At 72.7% G+C, this 21028-nt stretch carries 16 protein-coding genes; 5 read left to right on the top strand and 11 right to left on the bottom strand.

From position 1 onward, the window contains the following. Positions 1–127: 127 nt before the first annotated feature. A complete protein-coding gene (locus tag WMF44_RS06105) occupies positions 128–721 on the bottom strand; it encodes a Uma2 family endonuclease (RefSeq protein ID WP_437298175.1) in 594 nt (197 codons plus the stop codon). A gap of 296 nt (positions 722–1017) precedes the next feature. Between WMF44_RS06105 and WMF44_RS06100 the strand changes: the two genes are divergently transcribed. The 4 genes from WMF44_RS06100 to WMF44_RS06085 all read left to right on the top strand — a co-directional run bounded on the left by WMF44_RS06100 (position 1018) and on the right by WMF44_RS06085 (position 6601). Next, entirely contained in the window at positions 1018–3498 is a 2481-nt protein-coding gene (locus WMF44_RS06100; protein ID WP_437298174.1) for a sulfatase-like hydrolase/transferase, read from the top strand. Between the two features lie 18 nt (positions 3499–3516). Then, entirely contained in the window at positions 3517–4608 is a 1092-nt protein-coding gene (locus WMF44_RS06095) for a formylglycine-generating enzyme family protein (protein ID WP_437298173.1), read from the top strand. Positions 4609–4709: 101 nt separating this feature from the next. Then, positions 4710–5318 (top strand): SH3 domain-containing protein, encoded by a 609-nt coding sequence (locus WMF44_RS06090; RefSeq protein WP_437298172.1) that lies wholly within the window; start codon positions 4710–4712, stop codon positions 5316–5318. Beyond that, entirely contained in the window at positions 5315–6601 is a 1287-nt protein-coding gene (locus tag WMF44_RS06085; RefSeq protein ID WP_437298171.1) for a guanine deaminase, read from the top strand. Before WMF44_RS06090 ends, WMF44_RS06085 begins: the two co-directional genes overlap by 4 nt. Here WMF44_RS06085 and WMF44_RS06080 read toward each other — a convergent pair. The 4 genes from WMF44_RS06080 to WMF44_RS06065 all read right to left on the bottom strand — a co-directional run bounded on the left by WMF44_RS06080 (position 6592) and on the right by WMF44_RS06065 (position 12042). Further along, positions 6592–6840 (bottom strand): hypothetical protein, encoded by a 249-nt coding sequence (locus tag WMF44_RS06080; RefSeq protein WP_044964103.1) that lies wholly within the window; start codon positions 6838–6840, stop codon positions 6592–6594. The two genes, WMF44_RS06085 and WMF44_RS06080, sit on opposite strands and share 10 nt — an antisense overlap. 130 nt (positions 6841–6970) lie before the next feature. After that, on the bottom strand, positions 6971–8392 hold the full coding sequence (locus WMF44_RS06075) for a hypothetical protein (protein ID WP_437298170.1): 1422 nt from the start codon (positions 8390–8392) through the stop codon (positions 6971–6973). Positions 8393–8720: 328 nt separating this feature from the next. Beyond that, positions 8721–10103: a CCA tRNA nucleotidyltransferase gene (locus WMF44_RS06070; protein ID WP_437298169.1), complete on the bottom strand. Its 1383-nt coding sequence runs from the start codon at positions 10101–10103 to the stop codon at positions 8721–8723. Positions 10104–10155: 52 nt separating this feature from the next. Next, positions 10156–12042 (bottom strand): protein kinase domain-containing protein, encoded by a 1887-nt coding sequence (locus WMF44_RS06065; protein WP_437298168.1) that lies wholly within the window; start codon positions 12040–12042, stop codon positions 10156–10158. A 210-nt stretch (positions 12043–12252) separates the two neighbouring features. Here WMF44_RS06065 and WMF44_RS06060 point away from each other — a divergent pair, with 210 nt between their 5' ends. After that, entirely contained in the window at positions 12253–13899 is a 1647-nt protein-coding gene (locus WMF44_RS06060) for an ABC transporter permease (RefSeq protein WP_437298167.1), read from the top strand. Positions 13900–13956: 57 nt separating this feature from the next. Here WMF44_RS06060 and WMF44_RS06055 read toward each other — a convergent pair whose 3' ends face one another. The 6 genes from WMF44_RS06055 to WMF44_RS06030 all read right to left on the bottom strand — a co-directional run bounded on the left by WMF44_RS06055 (position 13957) and on the right by WMF44_RS06030 (position 20885). Then, positions 13957–15114 (bottom strand): hypothetical protein, encoded by a 1158-nt coding sequence (locus WMF44_RS06055; protein WP_437298166.1) that lies wholly within the window; start codon positions 15112–15114, stop codon positions 13957–13959. 49 nt (positions 15115–15163) lie between these two features. Further along, positions 15164–17089 carry a 4Fe-4S binding protein gene (locus tag WMF44_RS06050; RefSeq protein ID WP_437298165.1) on the bottom strand — a complete coding sequence of 642 codons (1926 nt, stop codon included), beginning with the start codon at positions 17087–17089 and terminating at the stop codon, positions 15164–15166. Between the two features lie 5 nt (positions 17090–17094). Continuing rightward, entirely contained in the window at positions 17095–18087 is a 993-nt protein-coding gene (locus tag WMF44_RS06045; protein ID WP_437298164.1) for a DUF362 domain-containing protein, read from the bottom strand. 195 nt (positions 18088–18282) lie between these two features. Next, on the bottom strand, positions 18283–20076 hold the full coding sequence (locus WMF44_RS06040) for a protein kinase domain-containing protein (RefSeq protein WP_437298163.1): 1794 nt from the start codon (positions 20074–20076) through the stop codon (positions 18283–18285). Positions 20077–20327: 251 nt separating this feature from the next. Next, positions 20328–20576: a type II toxin-antitoxin system RelE/ParE family toxin gene (locus WMF44_RS06035; protein ID WP_437301534.1), complete on the bottom strand. Its 249-nt coding sequence runs from the start codon at positions 20574–20576 to the stop codon at positions 20328–20330. Between the two features lie 72 nt (positions 20577–20648). Then, a complete protein-coding gene (locus WMF44_RS06030) occupies positions 20649–20885 on the bottom strand; it encodes a hypothetical protein (protein WP_437298162.1) in 237 nt (78 codons plus the stop codon). Positions 20886–21028 lie beyond the last annotated feature (143 nt).

The following is a 21028-nucleotide window of genomic DNA, read 5'->3' as shown; positions in this document are numbered from 1 at the left end:
CCGGTCGGACGCCAGGGAGCGCAACGACCTTGCGCTCATCCGGTGCCCTCGCCGCAGACGACACCGGGGCTCGTCGCCGAAGGCAGTCCGCCGTTGCGCCGTCCGGACCAGGCGTCGAGACGCCGCTCTACTGCTCGTCCTCGTCCGGGTCGTCCCCGAAGAGCGCCCCGACGGACCACGTGATCGCGTCGAACGGCTCTGCCCTGACGCGCTCGCCCCGCTCTGCCGTGAGCACGTTCAGATACCCGTCATCCATCCAGCGATGCACGGTGAGCACCTCGTTCATCGGATCCACGATCCAGGAATGCGGCACCTTGCACCGGTGGTATGTGCGCATCTTCTTCACGAGATCGTTGCGCGTGTTCGAGACGCTCAGCACCTCGCAGACCCAGTCGGGCCGCACGACGATCGGCGTCTTCTCGGGCAGCTCGGGGAGGCGCTCACGCCGCCAGCCCGCCACGTCGGGACGGTAAACCTCGTGATCCTCGAGCTGCACCTCGACCTCGGTGGCGAACCACCACCCTCCTGGCCAGCGACCGCCGGGCCGCCGGTTGTAGGGGCGGAACACGATCCCGGCGAGCGATGCCTGGGCGCCGCCATGCTTCGGCGAAGGCATCGCCTTCGGGACGAGCTCGCCGTCGATGATCTCGTGGAAGCGCTGCGCCTCGGGGACGGCCAGCAGATCCGCGATCGTGGCGAGCTTGCGCGCGGGGAGCGACACGGCTCACCATCGTGCCGTACCCGCGCGGAGCCCGCCAGCGGGCACGTGCCAGGCGCCGCGCGGGCCCCGGCGCACCCGTGCAGCCATCGTGCCGGCTTCGCGTGGCGCAGCCTCGACGCCGAGCGCGTCGCTTCCGGATTGCCGGCCGCGGGCGCCCCCGGCTCGTCCGCTCCCGCAGGATACTTTGCGACCCGGTACACCGATGGTAGGCCCCGTTCTCCAGGGCGCACGACCTCGCGGCCAGGCGCGACAGGCCCTCGCGAGGCGCCCGCGCGGCCCTCCCCCCCTGTGTGCCCATGATCACCGCCGAACCAGGTCCCCCGCCGCCGCCGAGCGCCGCCGGCGCTCATGACAGCGTCCCGCCGCGATCGCAGAGCGGCCCGCCCGCCCGGCAGAGCGCGCCGCCGGGTCGGTCCGTCCCCCCGCCGGGGCGGTCGGCCCCTCCGCCGCCGCGCCGCAGCGCCTGGACGACCCGCCTCGGCGAGGCCTGCGTGCTCGGCCTCGGCGTCGCCTCGCTCTCCGCCGTGCCGACCGCGCTGCGCACCGCTCGCGCCGGCGCGTCCTTCCTCGACGGGCTCCTCGTCGGGACGGCCGTCTTACTCCCGCTCGTCACGCTCGCGCTCATCCTCTCGCGCGCGGCCGGCCGCGGCTTCCGCGGCATCGTCGGCGCCGGCGGCGAGCGGCTCGCCGTCCTCCGCGTCGCGCTCTGGATCGGCGTCGCCTTTCCGGTGCTCGCCGCGCTCGCCGCCCTCCTCAAGGCGACGACCCACCACCGAGGCCTCGCCGGCGCGACCTTCGGCGTCCTCGGCCTCGCCGGCGTCGTGGCCGCGGCGCTCGTCACCCAGCGCCTCGTCGCGCTCGGCGATCGCCTCGCCGCCCGCGGCGTGAAGCCGTGGCTCCTCGCCATCGCCGGCACGGCCATCGGCGTCGTGCCCCTCGTCGCCGCGTTCGCTCCGCTCGCCGCCCACGCGGCCAGCACGACAGGCGACGCCGGGGCCGCCGTGCGCGCCGCCATCGTCGACGGCGCCATCGCGCTCGTGGCGACCGCGCTCGTCTCGAGCGTCGACCTCGGCGCGGCCGTCGGCCGCATCGCCGGAATCGCGGGCGTCCCGCTCGCCGCCCTGGTCCTCATGACCGCGACCGCCCGGATCGAGTCGTTCCCCCCGCTCGGCCAGGCCGTGCGCGCCGGCGGCGGGCTCGCGGCCACCCTCTTCAGCGCGCTCGAGCAGTGGACCGATCGCGACGGCGATGGGATGGGCTCGCACTTCGGCGGCCTCGACTGCGACGAGGGCGATCCCACCCGGTATCACGGCGCACCGGAGACGCCGGGCGACGGCATCGATCAGGACTGCAGCGACGGGGCCCACCAGGGCGCCGCCCCCCTGCCCGCCGGGGCCGTCGCGGGCTCGCCCGCCGGCGCGCAGACGACCGCGGCCGCCGGCGCCCCGCCTGCCGCCGCTTCCGGCGCCCCGCCTGCCGCCGCGCCGACCGCTCTCGCCGGCGCCGCGCCTGCCGCTCCTGCCGGCGCCACGGCGGCCGCGCACGTGCGCGCCGCCGCCACGCCCGCCGGGCGCGACGAGGGCGGCGCGGTCACCCCGGCCGTCCTGACGAAGACCATCGCCCCCGCCGGGACCACGCCTGCGTCCCCCGCGCCCGCCGCCGCGCCGGCGCGCCCCGACGTCCTCCTCGTCACGCTCGACACGGTCCGCGCCGACCACACGTCGGCCTACGGCTACGGCCGCGACACCAGCCCGCGGCTCGCCGAGCTCGCGGCCCGCGGCGTGCTGTTCGAGCGCGCCTACGCCGCCTCGAGCGAGACGCAGCGGGCCATCTCGCCGCTCGTCACCGGCCGCCGCCTCAACCGAGCGGCGCGCGACCGCCGCGAGTGGCCCACGCTGCTGCCCGAGAACGACACCCTCGCGGAGCGCATGAAGCGCGCCGGCTACCTCACCGCCGCGGTCAGCTCGTTCACGTGGATCAGCCAGGAGCGCGGCTTCGATCAGGGGTTCGACCGCTTCGAGACCGTCTACGGCGACGCCCACCCCGAGCGCGAGGCGACAGGCCACCTCGCGGTCGAGAAGGCCATCGCGCTCCTCGAGGGGGTTGCCCAGCGCGCCCAGCCGATCTTCCTCTGGCTCCACCTCTTCGACGCCCACGAGCGCTACCTCGCCCACCCCGGCATCCGCTTCGGCGCCGGCAGGACCGCCGCCTACGACGGCGAGATCGCCTACGTCGACCGGCAGCTCGGCGCCCTGCTCGACGCCGTGGCGAGGGGCCCCCGCGCCGGCCGCACGGCGGTCATCGTCCACGGCTCGCAGGGCGAGGGGCTCGGCGAGCACGGCCCCGTGGGGCACGGCGTCGAGCTCTACGAGGAGGCGATCCGCGTCCCCCTCGTCATCGCCCTCCCCGGCGCCGCGCCGGGCCGCTACCCGCACCCGGTGAGCACGGTCGACATCGCGCCCACCGTCCTCGACGTCGGCGGCGCGGAGGCCACGGCCGTCGAAGGCGCCTCCCTGGCCGCGATCGCCGCCGGCCATGGCCAGGGCGAGCGCGCGCCCCGAGGACCGGTGTTCGCCCGCACCGCCCGCCGCGCCGCGGTCATCGACGGGCAGCTCAAGCTCCTCGTGATCGAGCGAAAGAAGCGTGACCGGCTGCTCCTCTTCGATCTCGGGAGCGATCCCCGGGAGACCCGCGACCTGTCCGGCGACCGGCGCTTCGAGGCCGACCTCGGGCGGCTCCGCGGAAAGTTGTCTGCCTTCGAGTCTCCCTCGCAGTAGAGTTTACTGCGAGGGATCATGCACCGATTCGCCCCTTCGACGCGGAAGCCCGCGCCTCCCCGCGCGAGGGCGCTGCGCGCCGCCGTCGCCGTCGGCTTCGCGCTGGGCCTCGCCTCGCTCGCGCTGCTCGTGGTGCGGCTCGCGGAGGCGCCGTCGGTGCCGCTGACGCTCGGCGCGGGCGCCATCACGGGCTCGCTGCCGCGGCGCCTCCGGTTCGAGTGGCGCCTCGTGCGCGATCGCCACTGGCAGATCGCCTCGTCGCCTGCCGAGTCGCGCGAGGCCACCGACCAGATCGAGGGCACCCGCGGCACCTGCCCGACGGGCATGGTCGAGGTCTCCGGCCTCATGAAGCTCGACCCCGCCCCGAAGGCCCAGGGCGACCTGCGCTCCATCGACGAGATGCAGCGGACCACCTGCAAGCACTGGATCAGCAGGAGCTACCCCGAGCGGTGCGCGGAGTTCGATCGCGAGAAGTGGCTCTCGATGTCGAAGGACCTCGACACGAAGCCCATGCACTTCTGCATGGATCGCTACGAGTACCCCAACCAGAAGGGCGTCTATCCGTTCATCCTCGTCTCGTTCTACGAGGCGAGCGAGCTCTGCGCCGAGGAGGGCAAGCGCCTCTGCGACGAGGCCGAGTGGACGTTCGCCTGCGAGGGCGAGGAGGCGCGCCCCTACCCCTACGGTTACGTCCGCGAGCCTGAAGCCTGCGTCGTCGATCAGGCATGGCGCCCGTACATCGAGACCGCGCTGCGCCCGCGGGGCGGCCCCGCGGCCATGGCCGAGATGGACCGGCTCTGGCAGGGCATGGCGGCGGGCCTCCAGCCCCGCTGCCGGAGCCCCTTCGGCGTCTACGACATGACCGGCAACATCGATGAGTGGACCCGTTCCGTCCGCGAGGGCGAGCGCCCCTCCATCCTGAAGGGCGGCTACTGGGGCCCTGTCCGCACGCGCTGCCGCCCCTCGACCCGCTCGCACGACGAGAACCACATGTTCTACCAGCAGGGCTTCCGCTGCTGCGCGGACCACGGCGCCACGATCGGCGTCCCCGCCGAGCGCGCCGTCACCGGCGATCCTGCCGCCGCCCCGCTGCCGCGCGAGGTCCGCTAACGCGCTCGCACGCGCTCGCCGGCGCGGCGGGTCGAGCGTCATCGGAGCTCGCGCCGCCGCGCAGTCGACCGCGCTCACCGCAGCGCGTATCCTCTGCGCTGATGGACCACCCCCCCGCCGGACAGGGCGCCTCGCCTGGCCCCCGCGACGTGCGCGCCGAGCACGCCGGCACGCGCCTCGCTGCCCGGGCGGAGCCGCCGGGCGCCGCGCCAGCCCCGCCGCGCGCGCGCCAGCTCGATCGGCTGACCGGGCTCGCGCTCCTCGCCGCCGCCGTCGTCGTGCTGCTCCCGACGGCGCCGGTCGTGTTCCGGGCGGTCGCCGGCGATCGCTCGCCGATGCAGAGCGCTGGCCGGTTCGCGCACCTCCTCGACGGGCGCTCCCCGGCGGACCGGCGCGCGCAGGTCCACCCTCGTTTCCCGTTCGACGACGATCCTGGCTCCGACGAGCGGCCATCCCCTCACGACGACGGCCCTGCCTTCGACGACGAGGACGACCCGGGCGCGCCCGCGCGCCTCCAGGCGGGCATCGCCTCGCGCGGCATCACGCTGCTCGACGAGCCGCGGGCGGACGGCACCCGGGTCGGCGCCATCGCCGCGGGCGAGGTCGTGATGATCGTGCGCGAGGCGGGCGCGTGGGCCCTCGTCATGAAGAACGGCGGGGGCGAGCTGCTCATGGGCTGGGCCCGCCGGAGCGAGATCGCCATCCGATGAGCGCGCGGCCGCTGGAGTCGCCGCGCGCCTACCGCGGTCGCCTGCTCACCCCGATCCCCGCGTCGCCGGACGGCGCTCGGGTCCGATTCATCGACGACGCGCTGCTCGTGGTCGGCAACGACGGTCGGATCGCCCAGGCAGCGCCGTTCGCCCCGGGCGCGTTCCCCGGGCCGGTGCTCGACCTGCGGCCCGCCGTGTTGATGCCGGGCTTCATCGACGCGCACGTCCATTTCCCGCAGACGCGCATCATCGGCAGCGCCAGCGGCCCGCTGCTCGACTGGCTCGATCGGTCGGTCTTCCCCGAGGAGGCCCGCTTCCGCGACGAGGCCTATGCCGCGCTCGTCGCCGGCGAGTTCACGGGCCGGCTGCTCGCGTCGGGCACGACGACCTGCGTCGTCTTCTCCAGCTCGTGCGCCGGCGCGACCGACCGGCTGTTCCGCGCCCTCTCGGCCGCCGGCTTGCGCGGCATCGCCGGCCTCACGCTCATGGACCAGAGCTGCCCGGAGGCGCTCCGCGTCCCTCACGACGAGGCCATCCCCGCCGCCCGCGATCTCGTGCAGCGCTGGCACGGCGAGGGCGGCGGCCTCCTCGAGTTCGCGATCACCCCCCGCTTCGCCCCGAGCTGCTCCCGTCCCTTGATGGAGGCGGCCGCGCGGCTCGCGCGCGATCACGGCCTCCTCGTGCAGACGCACGTCGCCGAGAACCCGGCCGAGGGCGAGGCCACGTTGCGCGCGCACCCCTGGGCGCGCGACTACGTCGACGTCTACGACCGCGTCGGCCTGCTCACCGGGCGCGCCCTGCTCGCGCATGCCATCCACCTCTCGCCGCGCGAGTGGGACCGCCTCGCGGAGACGGGCTCCTCGGTCGTCCACTGCCCCGACTCGAACTTCTTCCTGGGCAGCGGCCGCATGCGCCTCTCCGACGCGCGCGCGCGCGCGGTCCCGGTCGGGCTGGGCAGCGACGTCGGCGCTGGCCGCAGCTTCGACATGCGCCGCGGCATGTCGAGCGCCTTCGACAACGCCCTCTGCCTCGGCGACCGCCTGACCCCGGCGGATCTCTTCGTCATGGCCACGCAGGGCACCGCCGACGCCGTTGGCCTCGGCCGCGCCGTCGGCAGCCTCGACGTCGGCAAGGAGGCGGACTTCATCGCCGTGCGTTTCCCCGAGCACGTGCTCGGCGAGGCCGGGACGCTGAACCACCTCGTCTTCGCGTCCGACGCGACCGTCGCGACCGTCGCGAGCGTCCAGCGCGCGTTCGTGCGCGGCCGGCCAGTCTACCCCTGACCGGTCCCCCTCTCGTCCTCGGCGGCCTCATAGACCTCGAGCTCCCAGACGAGGATCTCGAAGTCTCGCCGCAGGATGTACCGTGCGCCGTCATCCCCGCGCACCTTGAAGTAGAGGTGATCGCCCCCGGGCCACCGGTCGAGGATCTCCGTCACCCGCACGCGGCGCTCCCCCAGGGTGACCGTCTCGGGCTCTTCGCTCCCGCCGTGGCCGGCACGGCACGCCACATCGACCCGCATCTGCCTCTCGCGCAGGGTAGCAGGCGCGGGCGCCTGGCTCCCGCGATCCCTCCGCGGGGAGGGCTCGCTCGGCCGGACGCCCCGCAATGGCGGCGCTCCCGGGGTGTCGCGCCCGGGAGCGCCTCCTCGCTCAGTCCGGGTTGACCGAACAGCCGTAGAGCAGCTCCATGCCCGCGGTGTTGTCCTGCGCCGCCATGGCGCACGTGTCCTCGCACAGCTTGATCTGCCCCTCCTCGATGTAGAAGGACGAGGACGCCCCGGCGCACTCCTCCGGGCTCGTCACCTGGGAGAAGATCTTCTTCTGCCCGCCGTCGCTCGGCGTGAACTCGATCTGCACCGTCTTCAGGTCGATCGAGTGCCCGTCCGGCGCCTTGGGCACCTCGATCTCGCACGACAGCTTGGCGCCCGAGATCACGCTGTCTGCGATGGCCTGGAACACGGCATCGTAGGTGGCGTGCTGCTGGATCGGGTATCTCAGCCCGCCGGTCATGACGCTGAGGACCTGATAGGTCGTCCCGGGATCGACCGAGTCTGGCCGGCACTGCTCCCAGGTGGCTGGCGCCTCCGGCGGCCAGGGGGCGTTGATTGGGTCGTTCTCCTTGATGCCCACGAAGCTGAAGAACTTGTAGTTGCGCGCGTCCTTCGAGCCGAAGAACTGCGGCGCGACCGCCGTGAGGGCCGCGTCGAAGGTCTCTGCCGAGAGGGTGCCGCCGGCGACGTTCCTGTTCGCTGGCTCATCGTCGTCGAGGTCGTAAAGCTTGATGTCAGCCCCCTCGTCGACGAGCGTCTTGCTCGCGCCGAGCGACTTGGTCGTGCAGTCGACGCCGTCATCCGTGATCTCGACGAACACCTTGAGCGATTCCTCGCGCAGCCACTGCGACCATCCGGGCGACGCGGTCTCTCCCCTGGGCTGGATCGCGCCGTTCAGCGTGTCGATCGCCATGCAGAGCGAGTCGAGGCTGCTGATATCCAGGTTGTACTGGTAGAAGTGCGGCGGATTGGTGTTCGGGGCCGACGGGACCGGCGAGCAGCTCCCGCTGCCGAGCGGCGCCTCGATGCAGACCGACTGCTCCACGTCCGAGCTGCCGTGCCTCGAGAGCATGATGACGCGGAAATCGACCTTGCTCGCCGCGATGATCGAGGCGAAGTTCTGGTTGATGTTCCGCTGGACGCTGTTGATCTCGTCCTTCATGCTCTCCGAGTTGTCGATGATGAAGATGATGTCGGCCGGGCGCTGCTGGTAATCGGCCTGCAATCGGGTCGCGACGCACGCCGTATCGCCGTTGAGCCCCGCGTCCCTGTCCCCGGTCCCTGAGCCGACATCGAACTCACCGCCGTCCCCGAGCCCGCTCCCGGACGTCTCGCCGCTGCTCCCGCTGCCGCCGCTGCCGCTTCCAGAGCCGCTGTTGCCGGGGTTCGTATCACCACCCCCGCCGGAGCACCCACCGATGGCTGCCGCCGCCGCAAGCAAACCCAGACCAACCAGCCCAACAAGCGTCTTCGTCGAGAGCTTCAAATTGACCTCCAGATTGGGGAACGCGACAATGCGCAACGACCGACGTTACCAGACTCACGTCCCAGTGGACGCGATCGGCATGAAATAATCTAGACCGACATGAGGTAGACAACCGACCACCGTTGTCGGTCCAGGTACCTTGTCCACGACCGTTCGACTCGCCCTCTGGGACAGGCTCACCAAAGGAGCGAGGACATGGCCGAGGGCGGGTGAACCGGAGCGCCGCGCGACGAGGCGGCCCCGGGGCAGCCCTGCGAGACCACCCTCGGGTACACGCAGCGAGCGCGGCGCACAGCCATCCTGACGCCTCCCCTCGGCCGCTCGGCGACGTGAACCGCAGCTCTGCGGCGGGGGGGGGGGAGCGCTAGACTGCGCTCTTCGAGGCGACGAGTTCGCGCGCCGCCGCGATCAGGCGCTCGGGCGTGTTCGCCTCGGGCTCTTCGGTGACGAGCTCGACGAGGCGCTCCAGGAGCTCGCCGACGAGCCGGCTCGGCGGAATGCCGAGCTCCTTCATCAATCGATTGCCGTTCACGGCGAGATCCTTGGCGGAGAGCGCCGCGCCCGCGGCGAGCAGCGCGTCCACGCGCTCCCGGAGCCGCCCGATCGTGGCGATGTCCTCGCTCGCGTCGCGCCCCTTGCCGAGCGCGTCGGCGAAGCCGATCTCGTAGAGATCCGGCGCCAGCCCCGGGGTCACCCGGCGCAGCCAGCGGCGCACCGCCGCGTCCGTCCAGGTGTCGTCGTAGCAGATCAGGTGGTGTCGGATGAGCGCCACGATCCGCGCGCGCTCGTCGTTCGAGAAGCGGAGCCGCGTGAGGATCGGCTCGGCCATCTCGGCCCCCACCCGCTCGTGCTCGTAGAACGTGTAGTCCTTCGTCTTGTCGGAGAACTCGCGCGTCCTCGGCTTCCCGATGTCGTGCATCAGCGCCGCCACGCGGAGGATCGGCTCGGGCTTGCACGCGTCGAGGCAGGCCATCGCGTGCCCCCACACATCGTAGGCGTGCCATCGGTTCTGCTCGCACCCGACCGACTCGATCATCTCCGGGCAGGTGATCGCCAGGAGCTCCGTCCGGCGCATGATCTCGAACGCCACGCTCGGGCGGCGCGCGCGCATCGCCTTCAGCCACTCGTCGCGCACCCGCTCCGCGCTCACGCAGCGGAACGTCTGGTGCGACCGCGCGGTGCCCATCGCGCGCTCGGTCTCCGGGTCCAGCGTGCCCTCCAGCGTCGCGGCGAAGCGCGCCGCGCGCAGCACCCGCAGCCCGTCCTCGGCGAACCGCTCGGCCGGATCCCCGACCGCCCGGATGATCTTCGCCTCGAGATCGCTCCTCCCGCCGAACGGATCGATGAGGTGCCCGTCCACCGGATCGATCGCGATGGCGTTCATGGTGAAGTCCCGCCGCGCGAGATCGGCGGTGATGTCGTCCACGAACTCGACCCGGTCCGGCCGCCTGCCGTCGCTGTAGGTCCCGTCGCCGCGCAGGGTCGTGACCTCGTACGGCACGCCGCGCACGAGGACGGTCACCGTCCCGTGCTGGATCCCGGTCGGGATCACCTTCCGGAACGCGGCCACGACCTCCTCCGGCCGCGCGTCGGTCGCGACGTCCCAGTCCTTGGCGTCCTGCCCGCGGAGCAGGTCGCGCACGCAGCCGCCCACGATCCAGCCGCGCTTGCCGCGCTCGCGGAGGCGGCGACAGATGCCGAGCACGTCCTCGGGGACGGCCTCGATGAGGTGATCGATCCGGGTCACGCCTGCGGCTTATCACGGGGCACGGCGAGCAGGGCCCCCGCCGAGCGCACGCTCACTTCTTCGGGTGAGCCCAGGGGTCCCGGACATCCGGGTTCTTGGGGGTCCGGGTCGTCGGCGCCGCCGGCGGCCGTCCCGCCCCGGGCCTCACCTTCGGACCGCTCTTCTCGTCGGCCTCGAGCTTCACGAGCTTGCTCGGCTCGGTGCCGTCGAGCACCACCGTGCTGGGCTGGTACCCCTCGGCCCGGATGTCGATCGTGACCGTCTGCCCCTGCTCCACGTCGATGCTCGCCGGCAGCTTCAGCTCCACGCCGTTGCGGTAGCCGACCGCCGTCTCCGGCACCGCGGCCAGCGCCACCACCGTCTTCTGGACCGGCGGCGGCTCGGGGGGCGCCGGCCTCGCGGGCGCCTCGACAGGCGGCTTCTGCGCCTTCTGGGCGTTGTCCCTGGCCGACCCGCTCGCGCCGATGACGAAGATCGCCGTCACGATCCCCACCGCGGCCGCCGCCCCGGCGACCCACACGTAGCGGGGCCAGGGCGAGCGCGGGGGCGACGGCGGCGTCGCGGGGACGATCACCTTCGAGGTCTTGAAGTAATCGTGCGGCACGTTGAAGCCGCCCGACCGCGCCATCATCTCCGCCACCGCGCCCGGCACGCCCCCGCACTTCACCTGCTCGAGGTCGGCGTGGAGATCGCCCATGGTCTGGTAGCGCGACTCCGGCTTCTTGGAGAGGCACTTCAGGATCACCGCCTCGAGCCCGGGCGGGCAGTCGGGGCCGCCGACGAGCGCGCGGATGGGGACCGGCGCCTTGTACATGTGCTGCGTCAGGATCCCCATGAAGTTGTCGGCGTTGAACGGGAGCTGGCGGCTCACGAGCTCGTAGAGCATCACGCCGAGCGAGTAGATGTCGGTCCGGTGATCGATGGGCGCCCCCGCGGCCTGCTCCGGGGACATGTAGTGCGGCGTCCCGAACACCGCGCCGGCGCGCGTCAGCTTGGTCGTCGTGCTCGTCGACACCTTCGCGATCCCGAAGTCGAGGATCTTCACGAAGTTCGGATCGCTGCCGCGGGCGACGACGAAGACGTTGTCCGGCTTGAGATCGCGGTGGATGATGCCGGCGTCGTGCGCGGCGGCGAGCCCCGCGGACAGCTGCAGCGCGATGTGACAGATGCGCTCCATCGGCAGCTCGTTCGGCGAGTCGATGAGCTGCGCCAGGCTCACGCCTTCCAGGTACTCCATGACGAAGTACGTGGAGCCGTCCGGCAGGTCGCCGAAATCGGAGATGTCCACGATGTGCGGGTTGCCGATGCTCGACGCGGAGCGGGCCTCCTGCACGAAGCGCTCGAAGATCTCGCGGTCCCTGGCGAGCTCCGCGCGGAGCACCTTCACCGCGACGCGCTTGTCGATGACCTTGTGGCGGGCGAGGTAGACGAACCCCATCCCGCCCTCGCCGAGCAGCCGCTCGATCTTGTACCGGTGATCGAAGGTCGTCCCGATGTAAGGGTCCTTGGCGCCCGGCGGCCGCCGCTCGCGCGGCTCGACCTCGTCCGGCGGCGGGATCTCCAGGGAAGGCTCCCCCTCGCTGATCGGCGCCGGGCTCGTTCGCCCGCTGATCTCGTCGGCGTCGGGCTCGCTCGGCCGCCCGAACCGCGGGGCCATCTGGCGCAGCGGCGGCGGCGCCCGGAAGCTCGGCGGCACCTCGCTCGCGGGCCCCTCGACCCACCCTGCCCTGGAGGGCCTCGACGAAGGGCGGACCTCGACCTCCACCGGCACGTCGTCGTCTGCGCCGCTCGGCTCCATGGAGGACGGCGCGACACCGGACGAGCGAGGCCCGCCCGCCGCGCTCTTGGGGCGCGACGGGGGCGGCTCCTCGAGCGCGCCTTCCTCGGCGTTGAAGACCCTGCTGCGCGCGGTGTGGTGCTCGTTTTTGGTGGCGCTCATGAAAGGCTCGCGGGCAGAAGTGCACGCCACATGCCGGCAGCTGCGACAGGATTGGATTCTAGCAGGCGTTCGGTCCGGGAAGCGAGATCATGCGGACCCCGCGCGCGAAAGGCCGCGGCGAGCGCGCGTCGACGGCGGCGTGTCGGCCCGCCGCCGACGATGGCGGCCCAGCGTGCCGCGCGCGCCGCGTTCTGCTAGGAGGGCACCGCGATGAGCTACCCTATCGAGGTCGCGCTGCGATATCTCGGCTCCAAGAAGCGGGCGTTCATCTCGGTCGGCACCACGTTCGCGATCCTCGGGGTCGCGCTCGGGGTCGCGGCGCTCGCGACCGTGATGAGCGTGACCGGGGGCTTTCAGGCGGAGTTCCGCGAGAAGGTCCTGGGCGTCAACGCGCACGTCCTGGTGATCAAGTACTCGACGGACTTCCGTGAGTACCGCTCGATCATGGAGCAGGTCTCCAAGGTCCCCGGCGTCGTCGGCGTCGCGCCGTTCAGCATCAACCCCATGATGCTGACGCACGGCGACGCGACGGCGACCGGCGTCCTGGTCAAGGGGGTCGACCCGGCCAGGAGCCTCGGCGTGGGGGCCGAGGGCGCCTCCACGGCCGTGCTCGACCTGCCCCGTCACATCCTCCCGGGCGGCGATCTCGCCGGGCTGCGGCGCCCTGGCTCGAAGCCCGCCGAGCGCGCCGTGCCGTCGTTGCCCGAGGTCCCCCTCCTCACGCCGGACGCCGGCGCGCCGTCATCCTCGGCCGCGCTCGCGCCGGACGCGGGCGCCGAGATCGATCTGCTGAAGGCCTACGAGGCGCGGATCCTCGAGGACGAGCGCGCCGCGGCCGCGCGCGACGCCGCGCTCGCGCCCCCGGCGGCGCGCGCGGCCGAGGCGGAAGGCGCGCCGGGCGCCGGGGCCGACGAGGCGGAGGTCGCGATCGACGAGGGCGCCCCGCGGGGCGCGATCGAGCCGCAGGGCGGCTATGGCAGCGTCCTCCCCGACGACGACGAGCTGCCGCCCGAGGTCGATCCGGACCCCTGCGCCGACAAGGAGCAGATCGCCAGGATGCCGGGCATCGTGATCGGCGCCGCGCTGGCGAAGAACCTGTCGCTCGACCTCGGCCAGTGCGTCACCGTCACCTCGCCCACGATCGGCTTCTCGTTCGCGAACGGCGCCATCAAGCCGCCGGTCGCCAAGCGATTCCGGGTCATCGCGATCTTCGAGGCCGGCTTCGAGCAGTACGACACCAAGCTGGCGTACGCCGATCTCTACGAGACACAGGCGTTCTACGACCAGGGCGACACGGTGACCGGCGTCGAGATGAAGGTCGACGACATCGACAGCGCGAGCGGCATCGCGCGCGAGATCAGCAAGCTCCTCGGCAGCGGGCTCTATTACACGATGGACTGGGAGGAGCTGAACCACGGGCTCTTCACGGCGCTGCGCATCCAGCAGATCGGCATGAGCGCGGTGCTGGCGCTCATCATCGTTGTCGCCGCGTTCACGGTGATCGCGACGCTGATCATGGTGGTGCTCGACAAGAAGAAGGAGATCGCGGTCCTCAAGGCGATGGGCGCGACGGACGGCGCCGTCCTGCGCATCTTCCTCTACCAGGGCGGGATCATCGGCGTCGCGGGCACCACGCTGGGCCTCTTGCTCGGCGTGGCGGTGTGCAAGGGGCTCCTGGTCTACGGCTTCCCGCTCGACCCGAAGGTCTATTTCATCTCCCGCCTCCCCGTCCAGGCGCGCCCGCAGGAGTTCATCATCACGGGCTGCATCGCCATCCTCATCTGCCTCGCCGCCACGATCGTCCCCAGCCTCTACGCCGCGCGCCTCCGCCCCGCCGAGGGCTTCCGCGCGCAGTGAGCCGCTGCCTACCCGCGCGGCTGCAGGCCCGAGGTGGGGGCCTGCTCGCCGCGCCGCCTACCGCCGAGAGGCGGCGTAGAGCTTCTGCTGCCCGTCCCTGTCGGACGCCAGGTAGAGCGTGCACTCGTCCGGGGACAGCGACGGCGTCATGAGGGCGACGCTCGGGGTCAGGTTGGGCAGCAGCATCCTCGCCGGCTGATCGTCCACGGGCAGCCCGTCGTCCCCGAGCGCCACGTAGAAGCTCCGCAGCACCGACGCCGCCGCGCACTCGCCGCGCGCGCTGTAGCGCGCCTGGAAGAAGAGCAGGCGGCCGTCGGGCGTCACCCACGGGGCGAGGTCGTCTCCCTGCGCCGGGCAGTCGCCTGGCAGGCGGATGTCCAGCACCTGCACCTCCGCGTCCTCCGCGCGCCTCGTGACGAGCCGGCTCGCGGTCCCGCCGGCGTCCTGCTGCCTGGTCATGAACCAGTACCGGTAGGAGGGCCGCTGCCCGTGGGCGACCGCCACCGAGCGGCTCCCCCCGTCCGGGCTGAGCGCGGGGAGCGCATCCGCCTGGGTCGCCTCGATCCCATCCGCGACGAGCAGCTGCGGGAGGCTGCCCGGCGCGGTGGGGAGGCGATCGAAGAGCAGCGAGCCCGCGGGGAAGCCGCCCCGCGGCGAGGGCGCGTCCAGGGGCAGGAGGAGCGGGCCCGACTCCTGGCCTTCGGCGTCGACGAGGAAGCTCGCGACGACCTCGCCGGCCGTCCAGGGCCGCCCGGTGGCCGTGGCGATCTTCGTGTCGTCCGATCCGAACTTCGCCGTGTAGACGAGCCGGAGCGTCGCCTCATCCTCTCCGGGCTCCGCGCGCACGCGCGGGAACGCGGGCATCGCCCCCATCACCTCGATCTCCGAGAGCGCGCCGAACGACAGCGCGCCGCCGCGGGCCGCGCACGAGACGCACGTCTCGCTGGCCGTGCAGAACTCCCCCTCCCTGCACGCGCCGCACCCGCCCTCGCCGCCCCCGCCCGACGCGGCGGACGACGAGGCCGAGCCCCCGCCTTCCCCGCCTCCCCCGCTGCCCCCGCCCCCGTCGCCGCCGGCGCCGCCCTCGCCGCCGCTCGACGACGTGGACGTGGCGCTCGCGCCGGCCGCCGTGAACCGCTCGCCGCAGCCGGCGAGCGCCGCGAGCGCCAGCTGCGCGGCGAGCGAGAAGGTTCCGTAGAAGCGAAGCGTGCGCACCCGAGCTGCCTCCTGTCGTGGTCCCGCCGCGCGGAGCCGGCGTGCGCGGTCAAGACGCCTTGTTGTAGTCCGTGTCCTCGAGAAGGATGACGTTCGTCTTCGAGCGGGTCTCGCCGACGCTTGTCACGTAGACCGCGGGCTTGTCCTGCACCGGACACACCTTCTCGCACGCGCCGCAGCCGATGCACAGCGACGGATCGACGTGCGGGCGCTGCACGTGGACCATCTTCATCGGCGGCTCCTTGCCGTGCTCGGCCGCCACCGGCTCGCGCTTCGGGATGTCGACCTCCTCGACCCAGATCGCCTTGGGCGACGTCGGGCAGAACTCCTCGCAGACGATGCACGGCACGCTCATCGACCACGGCAGGCAGCGCCCCTGATCGTAGAACGCGGTGCCGATCGAGATCGGCTTCTGGCCGACGCCCATCTTCTGCTCCTCGGTGATCTTCTGGATCGCTCCGGTCGGGCAGACGTCGCCGCAGAGGACGCAGGAGTGCTCGCAGTACCCGATGCGCGGGATGACGATCGGCGTCCAGAGCCCCTCGATGCCCGCCTCGAAGAACGCGGGGTGGATCGCGTTGTTGGGGCAGACCTTCATGCACTCGGCGCACCGGATGCAGCGCTCCAGGAACTCGCGCTCCTCGACCGAGCCCGGCGGCCGGATCACGCGGTGGTCGTAGTTCGCGTCGAGCACGTCGGCGATGCGCGCCGTCGGGATGATCACCGCGCCGGCGGCGGCGGTCGCGAGGGCGGTGCGGCGGCCCGTGTCGGGCGTCACGAGGGCGCTCTTCCGGTTCGGCAGGAAGCGGAACTTGATGACGTCCTCGGGGCAGGCGCTCTCGCAGTTGAGGCACATGTGGCACTCGTCCTGCCGCCACTTCACCCCGCCCTGGGGCGAGTCGGCGCCCTGGCAGTGCACGAGGCACAGGTTGCAGTCGGTGCACTTCGCGTGATCCTTCTGCATCCCGAAGAGCGCGAAGCGCGCGAACACGCCGAGGAACGCGCCGAGCGGGCAGAGCACGCGGCACCAGAACCGCGGGATGAAGCGGTTCATGAAGAGGATCGCGACGAACAGGATCCCGACGAACCACGTGTGGTGGAAGTAGAACTGCTTCGTCTGCCACACGCTCGCGGCCAGGAAATCCTGCGCGTGATCCGCGGCGAGCTGCACCGGCCGGCTCCCGGTCGTGGCCGCGGAGCCGGTCACCACGGCGGCGACGTACTGCGCTGCCGGGATGACGGCGAGGCCGATGGCCCTGACCGCCACGCAGATCGGATCGAACAGCCCGCCGATCACGCTGCCGGTCGCGCTCGCCGCGAGGAAGGCGTACATCAGGTAGTACTTCACCCGCTGCCGCGTGTACGTCTTGTTCGCCTCGACGCGCTTGCCGCCCTTGCCGTAGCGCGACGGGAAGATCCACCCGAAGAAATGGTGGAGGGTGCCGAAGGGGCAGATCCAGCCGCAGAACACGCGCCCGAAGACGAGCGTCAGCGCGAGGATCCCGAGCGACCAGAGCAGGCCGCGGTAGACGGTGTGCGTCGAGAGCAGGGTCATCGCGCCGACGAACGGGTCGGCGAGGAGGAAGCCCTCGACGGGGAGCGGCAGGCGCACGCGCGCCTCGGCGGAGGCGAACGAGCCGCGGAAGCCCGTCTGGAACAGGAAGTAGAGGAACAGCCCGAGGCAGCCGGCCTGCACGGCGCGGCGCGCCCAGACGAGCACCTGGATCACCTTGCGCGCCGGCAGCCCCGAGCCGGGCCGGCGCTTCGGGGCGGGCCGAACGATGGCGCCGGCCTTGCCCAACGCGCGCAACGCGCGCGACAGCGCGGCCCAGCGGGCCTCCTTCGCGGGCTCGGCGGGCGGCGTAGCGCTCGGCACGGCGGGCGGCGCCGCGCTCGCCTTCGCGGGCCCCACGGCCACTCCTGCCGCCGGTTCACGGTGCGCCGGCGCGGCCGGCGTCGGATCGAGGTTTGCCATGAGTACTACACCTCGGCGAGCCGCAGGTTCTGCCAGTGCATCGTGCCCAGGCCACGGTCGTGGCCCATCTTCAGGTACGGGATCTCCTCCGGCTTGCGGCCGATGAGCTGGCAGCCGTACGCGTCGGCGGCGACCTGGTCGATCGTCGCGATCACGGTGTGCATGTCCTTCGCGTCGGCGACGTTCCCGCCCTGCGGCCCGTTGCGCATGAGGACGCGGACGGCGTCCACGATCGTGAGCGTCGGCTGGATGAACGTCGCGAGATCGGCGATCGACACGTCGATGTTCTGGTGGAGGCGGTTGCGCCGGCCCCCGAGCGCCCCGTACCAGTTCTTCATCGCGCCGGTGTACCTGGACAGGTTGTGGTGCTTCGCGATGGGGACGTTGATGACCTTGTCCGCGTTGACGAGCGGCGTGTAGACCGGCCAGTCGTCGAGCACCTCGCCCTTCAGGCGCATGCCGCGGAAGCGGTGCGCCGCGGGGATGACGACCTCCCCGCCGACGTCGTAGGCGGCCTTCCAGATGCCGGAGCGCTGGAAGCAGCGGTTCGGCTCGTTGCACGAGGCGTCCGTCACGATGACGCTCTTCGCGCCGGCGTCGTAGGCGAGGCGCACCACCTCGGCCACGACCTTGGGGTTCGTGTTGGCCGCGTGGATCGGCGTGCGATCCCAGCCGATGTTCGGCTTCACGACCACGACGTCGCCGCGCGAGATGAAGCGGCGCATCCCGCCGAGCGCGTCGACCGCCTTCCGGACCAGGGCGGCCGGGTCCGGGGCGCCCCCGGCGAGCGCCTCGGCGCCGGCGCGGGCGACGACGAGCTCCGGCACCCCTGCGGGCGCGTCCCGGAGCCGGTAGTCCCGCGTCTGCTGGCGCTCGGCGGCGGCGGCGGCGCTGCCGCCCTGGTCCCACCGGGCCGCCGCGAGCCCGCCCGCGCCCCCGAGGACGAGGCCCGCCGCGCCCAGCCGACGCAGCACGTCACGTCGAGAAATGTCACCCATGGCCCTCGCCTTCCCTGGACCTACGGATAGCCTCCCCGGGCGGTCGCCACAAGCAGAGGTGGCCTGGCGGCAGCGACGTGCGCCGCCTCCCGGCGCTTCCAGCGACGGCGATCAAGGACGTGCGCCGCCTCCCGGCGCTTCCAGCGACGGCGATCAAGGACGTGCGCCGCCTCCCGGCGCTTCCAGCGACGGCGATCAAGGAGGAGCCGCGGCGGACGTCGCCGGGGCCGCCGGGGTCGCTGGCGTCGCCGGAGCGCCTGCGGCGGGGGAAGCGCCCGTGCTCGCCGGCTGCGGCGCCTGCGGCGCTTGCGGCGGCGCGCCGCTCGCGGCGGGCGGCGCGTGTGCAGGCGGCGAGGGCGGCGGGGCGGCGGGCTCGTCCGGCTCGTACGGGTCGGCCTTCAGGCGATCGCGCTCCGCGAAACAGCTGGCGCGCTCCGCGTCGCACGCGGCCCGCGCCTGCGCCGCGCTGGCGAGCTCCGCCGAGCGCTGGTCGGCGAGCGCCCTGGCCTCGTCGCGCTCGGCGGTGACGGCGGCGCGCGCCTTCTCGACCTCGGCGAGCCGCTCGCGCTCGTCCATGGCCGCCTTCTGCGCGGCCGCTGCGCTGTCCTCGCAGGTCTTGAGGCGCGCCGCCTGGGTCGCGTGCAGCGCCTGGATCTCGCGGGCGTGCTCGGCCTCCGACGTGGAGCCGCTCTTCTGGAGGGTGGCCAGCGTCGCGTTGAAGTCCGCGCGATCCTGCTCGCGGGCGCCGCGGCACGCGAGCGCCTCGGACTGGGCGATCTGGTGGCTGGCGACGCAGGTGTCGAGCTTGTCGAACGACTCGGCGCCCCGCTGGCGGGCCTGCTCGAGCTCGTTCGCGAGCCGCAGGGTCTCGCGCTTCGAGAAGCCGAGCAGCACGACCGCGCAGCCCACGAGGGTCAGCGCGCCGGCCGCGATCCGCGCGCGCAGGTAGGACGTCTTCTGCTTGATCCGCAGCCGCTCCGCCTCGCGCTCCGCCTCGCGCTCCGGCTCGAGCAGCACGTCGAGCTCCTCGGCGAGCTGGGTCATCGACGGGCGCTCGTTCGGATCGATCGCGAGCCATCGCCTGAGCGCGGCCTGGAACATCTCGCGCGGGCGCCCTGTGAGGTCTGGCAGCGCGTTGTCGGCGAGCGGCTTGTCGGCGCGGACGTCGTGCGACTCGGCGAGCTCGGTGCGGCTCTGCGCGGACTCGCCCGGGAAGTCCCTGGGGTTCACGAGCGAGTAGAGCAGGGTCGTGGCGAGCCCGTACGTGTCCATCTTCTCGGAGAGCGGCACGGCGCCGGGGAACCCGTTCAGCGCCCGGAGCTGCTCGGGCGAGGCGTAGAGCGCGGTGCCGGCGCAGAACGAGGCCTCTCGCTCCGCGGCCACGCCCAGGTCGAGCAGGATGGGGTGGACGCGGCCGGCGAACCTGGCGAGGAAGATGTTGTCGGGCTTGACGTCCTGGTGCCGGAGCCCGGCGGCGTGGAGCGCCTCGAGCCCGCGCGCGACGGCGAGGAAGATGTCGTGCGCCTCGCGCAGGGCGAGGGGGCTGCGCTCGAGGCGCTGGGCGAGGGTCTCGCCCTCGTAGACCGGCATGGTGAGCCACACGTAGTCGGCGTTCATGCCGTGGTCCTTCAGCTGGACGACGTGCGGGTGCCCGACGGTCGCGAGCATGACGAGCTCTCGCTCGACGTTCCGCATCGCGTACAGCGAGCGGGGCATGAGCTTGAGGGCGACCTGGTGCTCGGGGACGTCGATCCGCTGGGCGACGTACACCTTGCCGAACATGCCCTGCCCAAGGAGGCGCCCGAGGCGGTAGAGCCCGCCGACGACCTGGCCGACCTCGGGGAGGATCGAGGGGCCGCGTGTGCTGCTCTTCGCGGGGTCGTCGGTCCCGCCGCGCGACGTGGTGCGCACCAGGCTGGACGGATCCGCCACCGTGACGGCGAACGCGTGGACGATCGTGGTGCGGAGGTTGGGGTCGACGGGCGGCACAGCGATTGCCAGAGTAGCGGAAGCAGCGAGCGCTGAGAAAGAAGCCGGCGGAGACGGAAGACGACCGGGGCGGGGCGTTTATTCGAGGGGGGCGGGCGGAGGCGCCAGGGGGCTAACGTTCTCGCGCTCGGAGCGTCGCGTCGACGCGGAGGTGCGCCACCGTGGCTAGACGGGCGCTACGGCGCCGGAGCGCCGGGAGAAAACGGACGTCGAGGATCGCGCCGACGTGCGTGGGGTGCACCCGATGCGGCTCACTCCAGCGAGAGCTGCGGTGGCCGCCCGCGCAGGGCGCTCCAGACGGCCAGCACAAGGACCTCTCCGCCCTCGCGGTCAACGACGTAGTAGACCAGATAGCGCGACGTCGGGAGCGGAGCGCGGCGAACGCCTTTGATCCGCCGGTGCGCGTGCGGCGCTCCGGCCTCGGGCGCCGCTCTGAGCAGGCTGAGCAGGGCCGCGAGCTCCTCGCGGAACAGGGAAGGAGCGGCAGGTCGGTTCTCGATCCACCATCCACCATGCGGCCGCTTCCCTCGCCTGGCGGACGGCTTCCCTGGTGAGCCGGATACGGGCTCGCTTCATCCGCGCGCCGGCTCGAGGCGCGCGATCTCCGCCAGAAACTCGTCCGCGTCGATCGTGCCTTCGCGCGCGCTCGCCAGCGACACATCGAGCGCCTCGTCGAGACGAGCCCGCTCTTCTCCGTCCAGATCGTCGTTGTCGGCCACCACGAGCTCGATCACGGTCCCCTCGGCAAAGCTCGTCGGCTCGTCGAGGATCAGCCGGCCGCCGTGCACTTTGGCTCGCAGCGCGCTCATGGCCTCAGCGTACCATCGGGGGCCCGCCCAGGGAAGCTCAGCAGAAGCGCTGAGCCTCCTGTGGGGCAGCGTCGCTCGAGCGTGTGGCACGGGCTGCGATCGCGCTCTGGATCGCTCGCCGCGGCGAGGCGAGCCCGTCGCCT

Source organism: Sorangium sp. So ce426 (assembly GCF_051475585.1).
GTDB lineage: Bacteria > Myxococcota_A > Polyangia > Polyangiales > Polyangiaceae > Sorangium > Sorangium cellulosum_B.
This window is presented reverse-complemented; position numbering and strand designations above follow the sequence as displayed.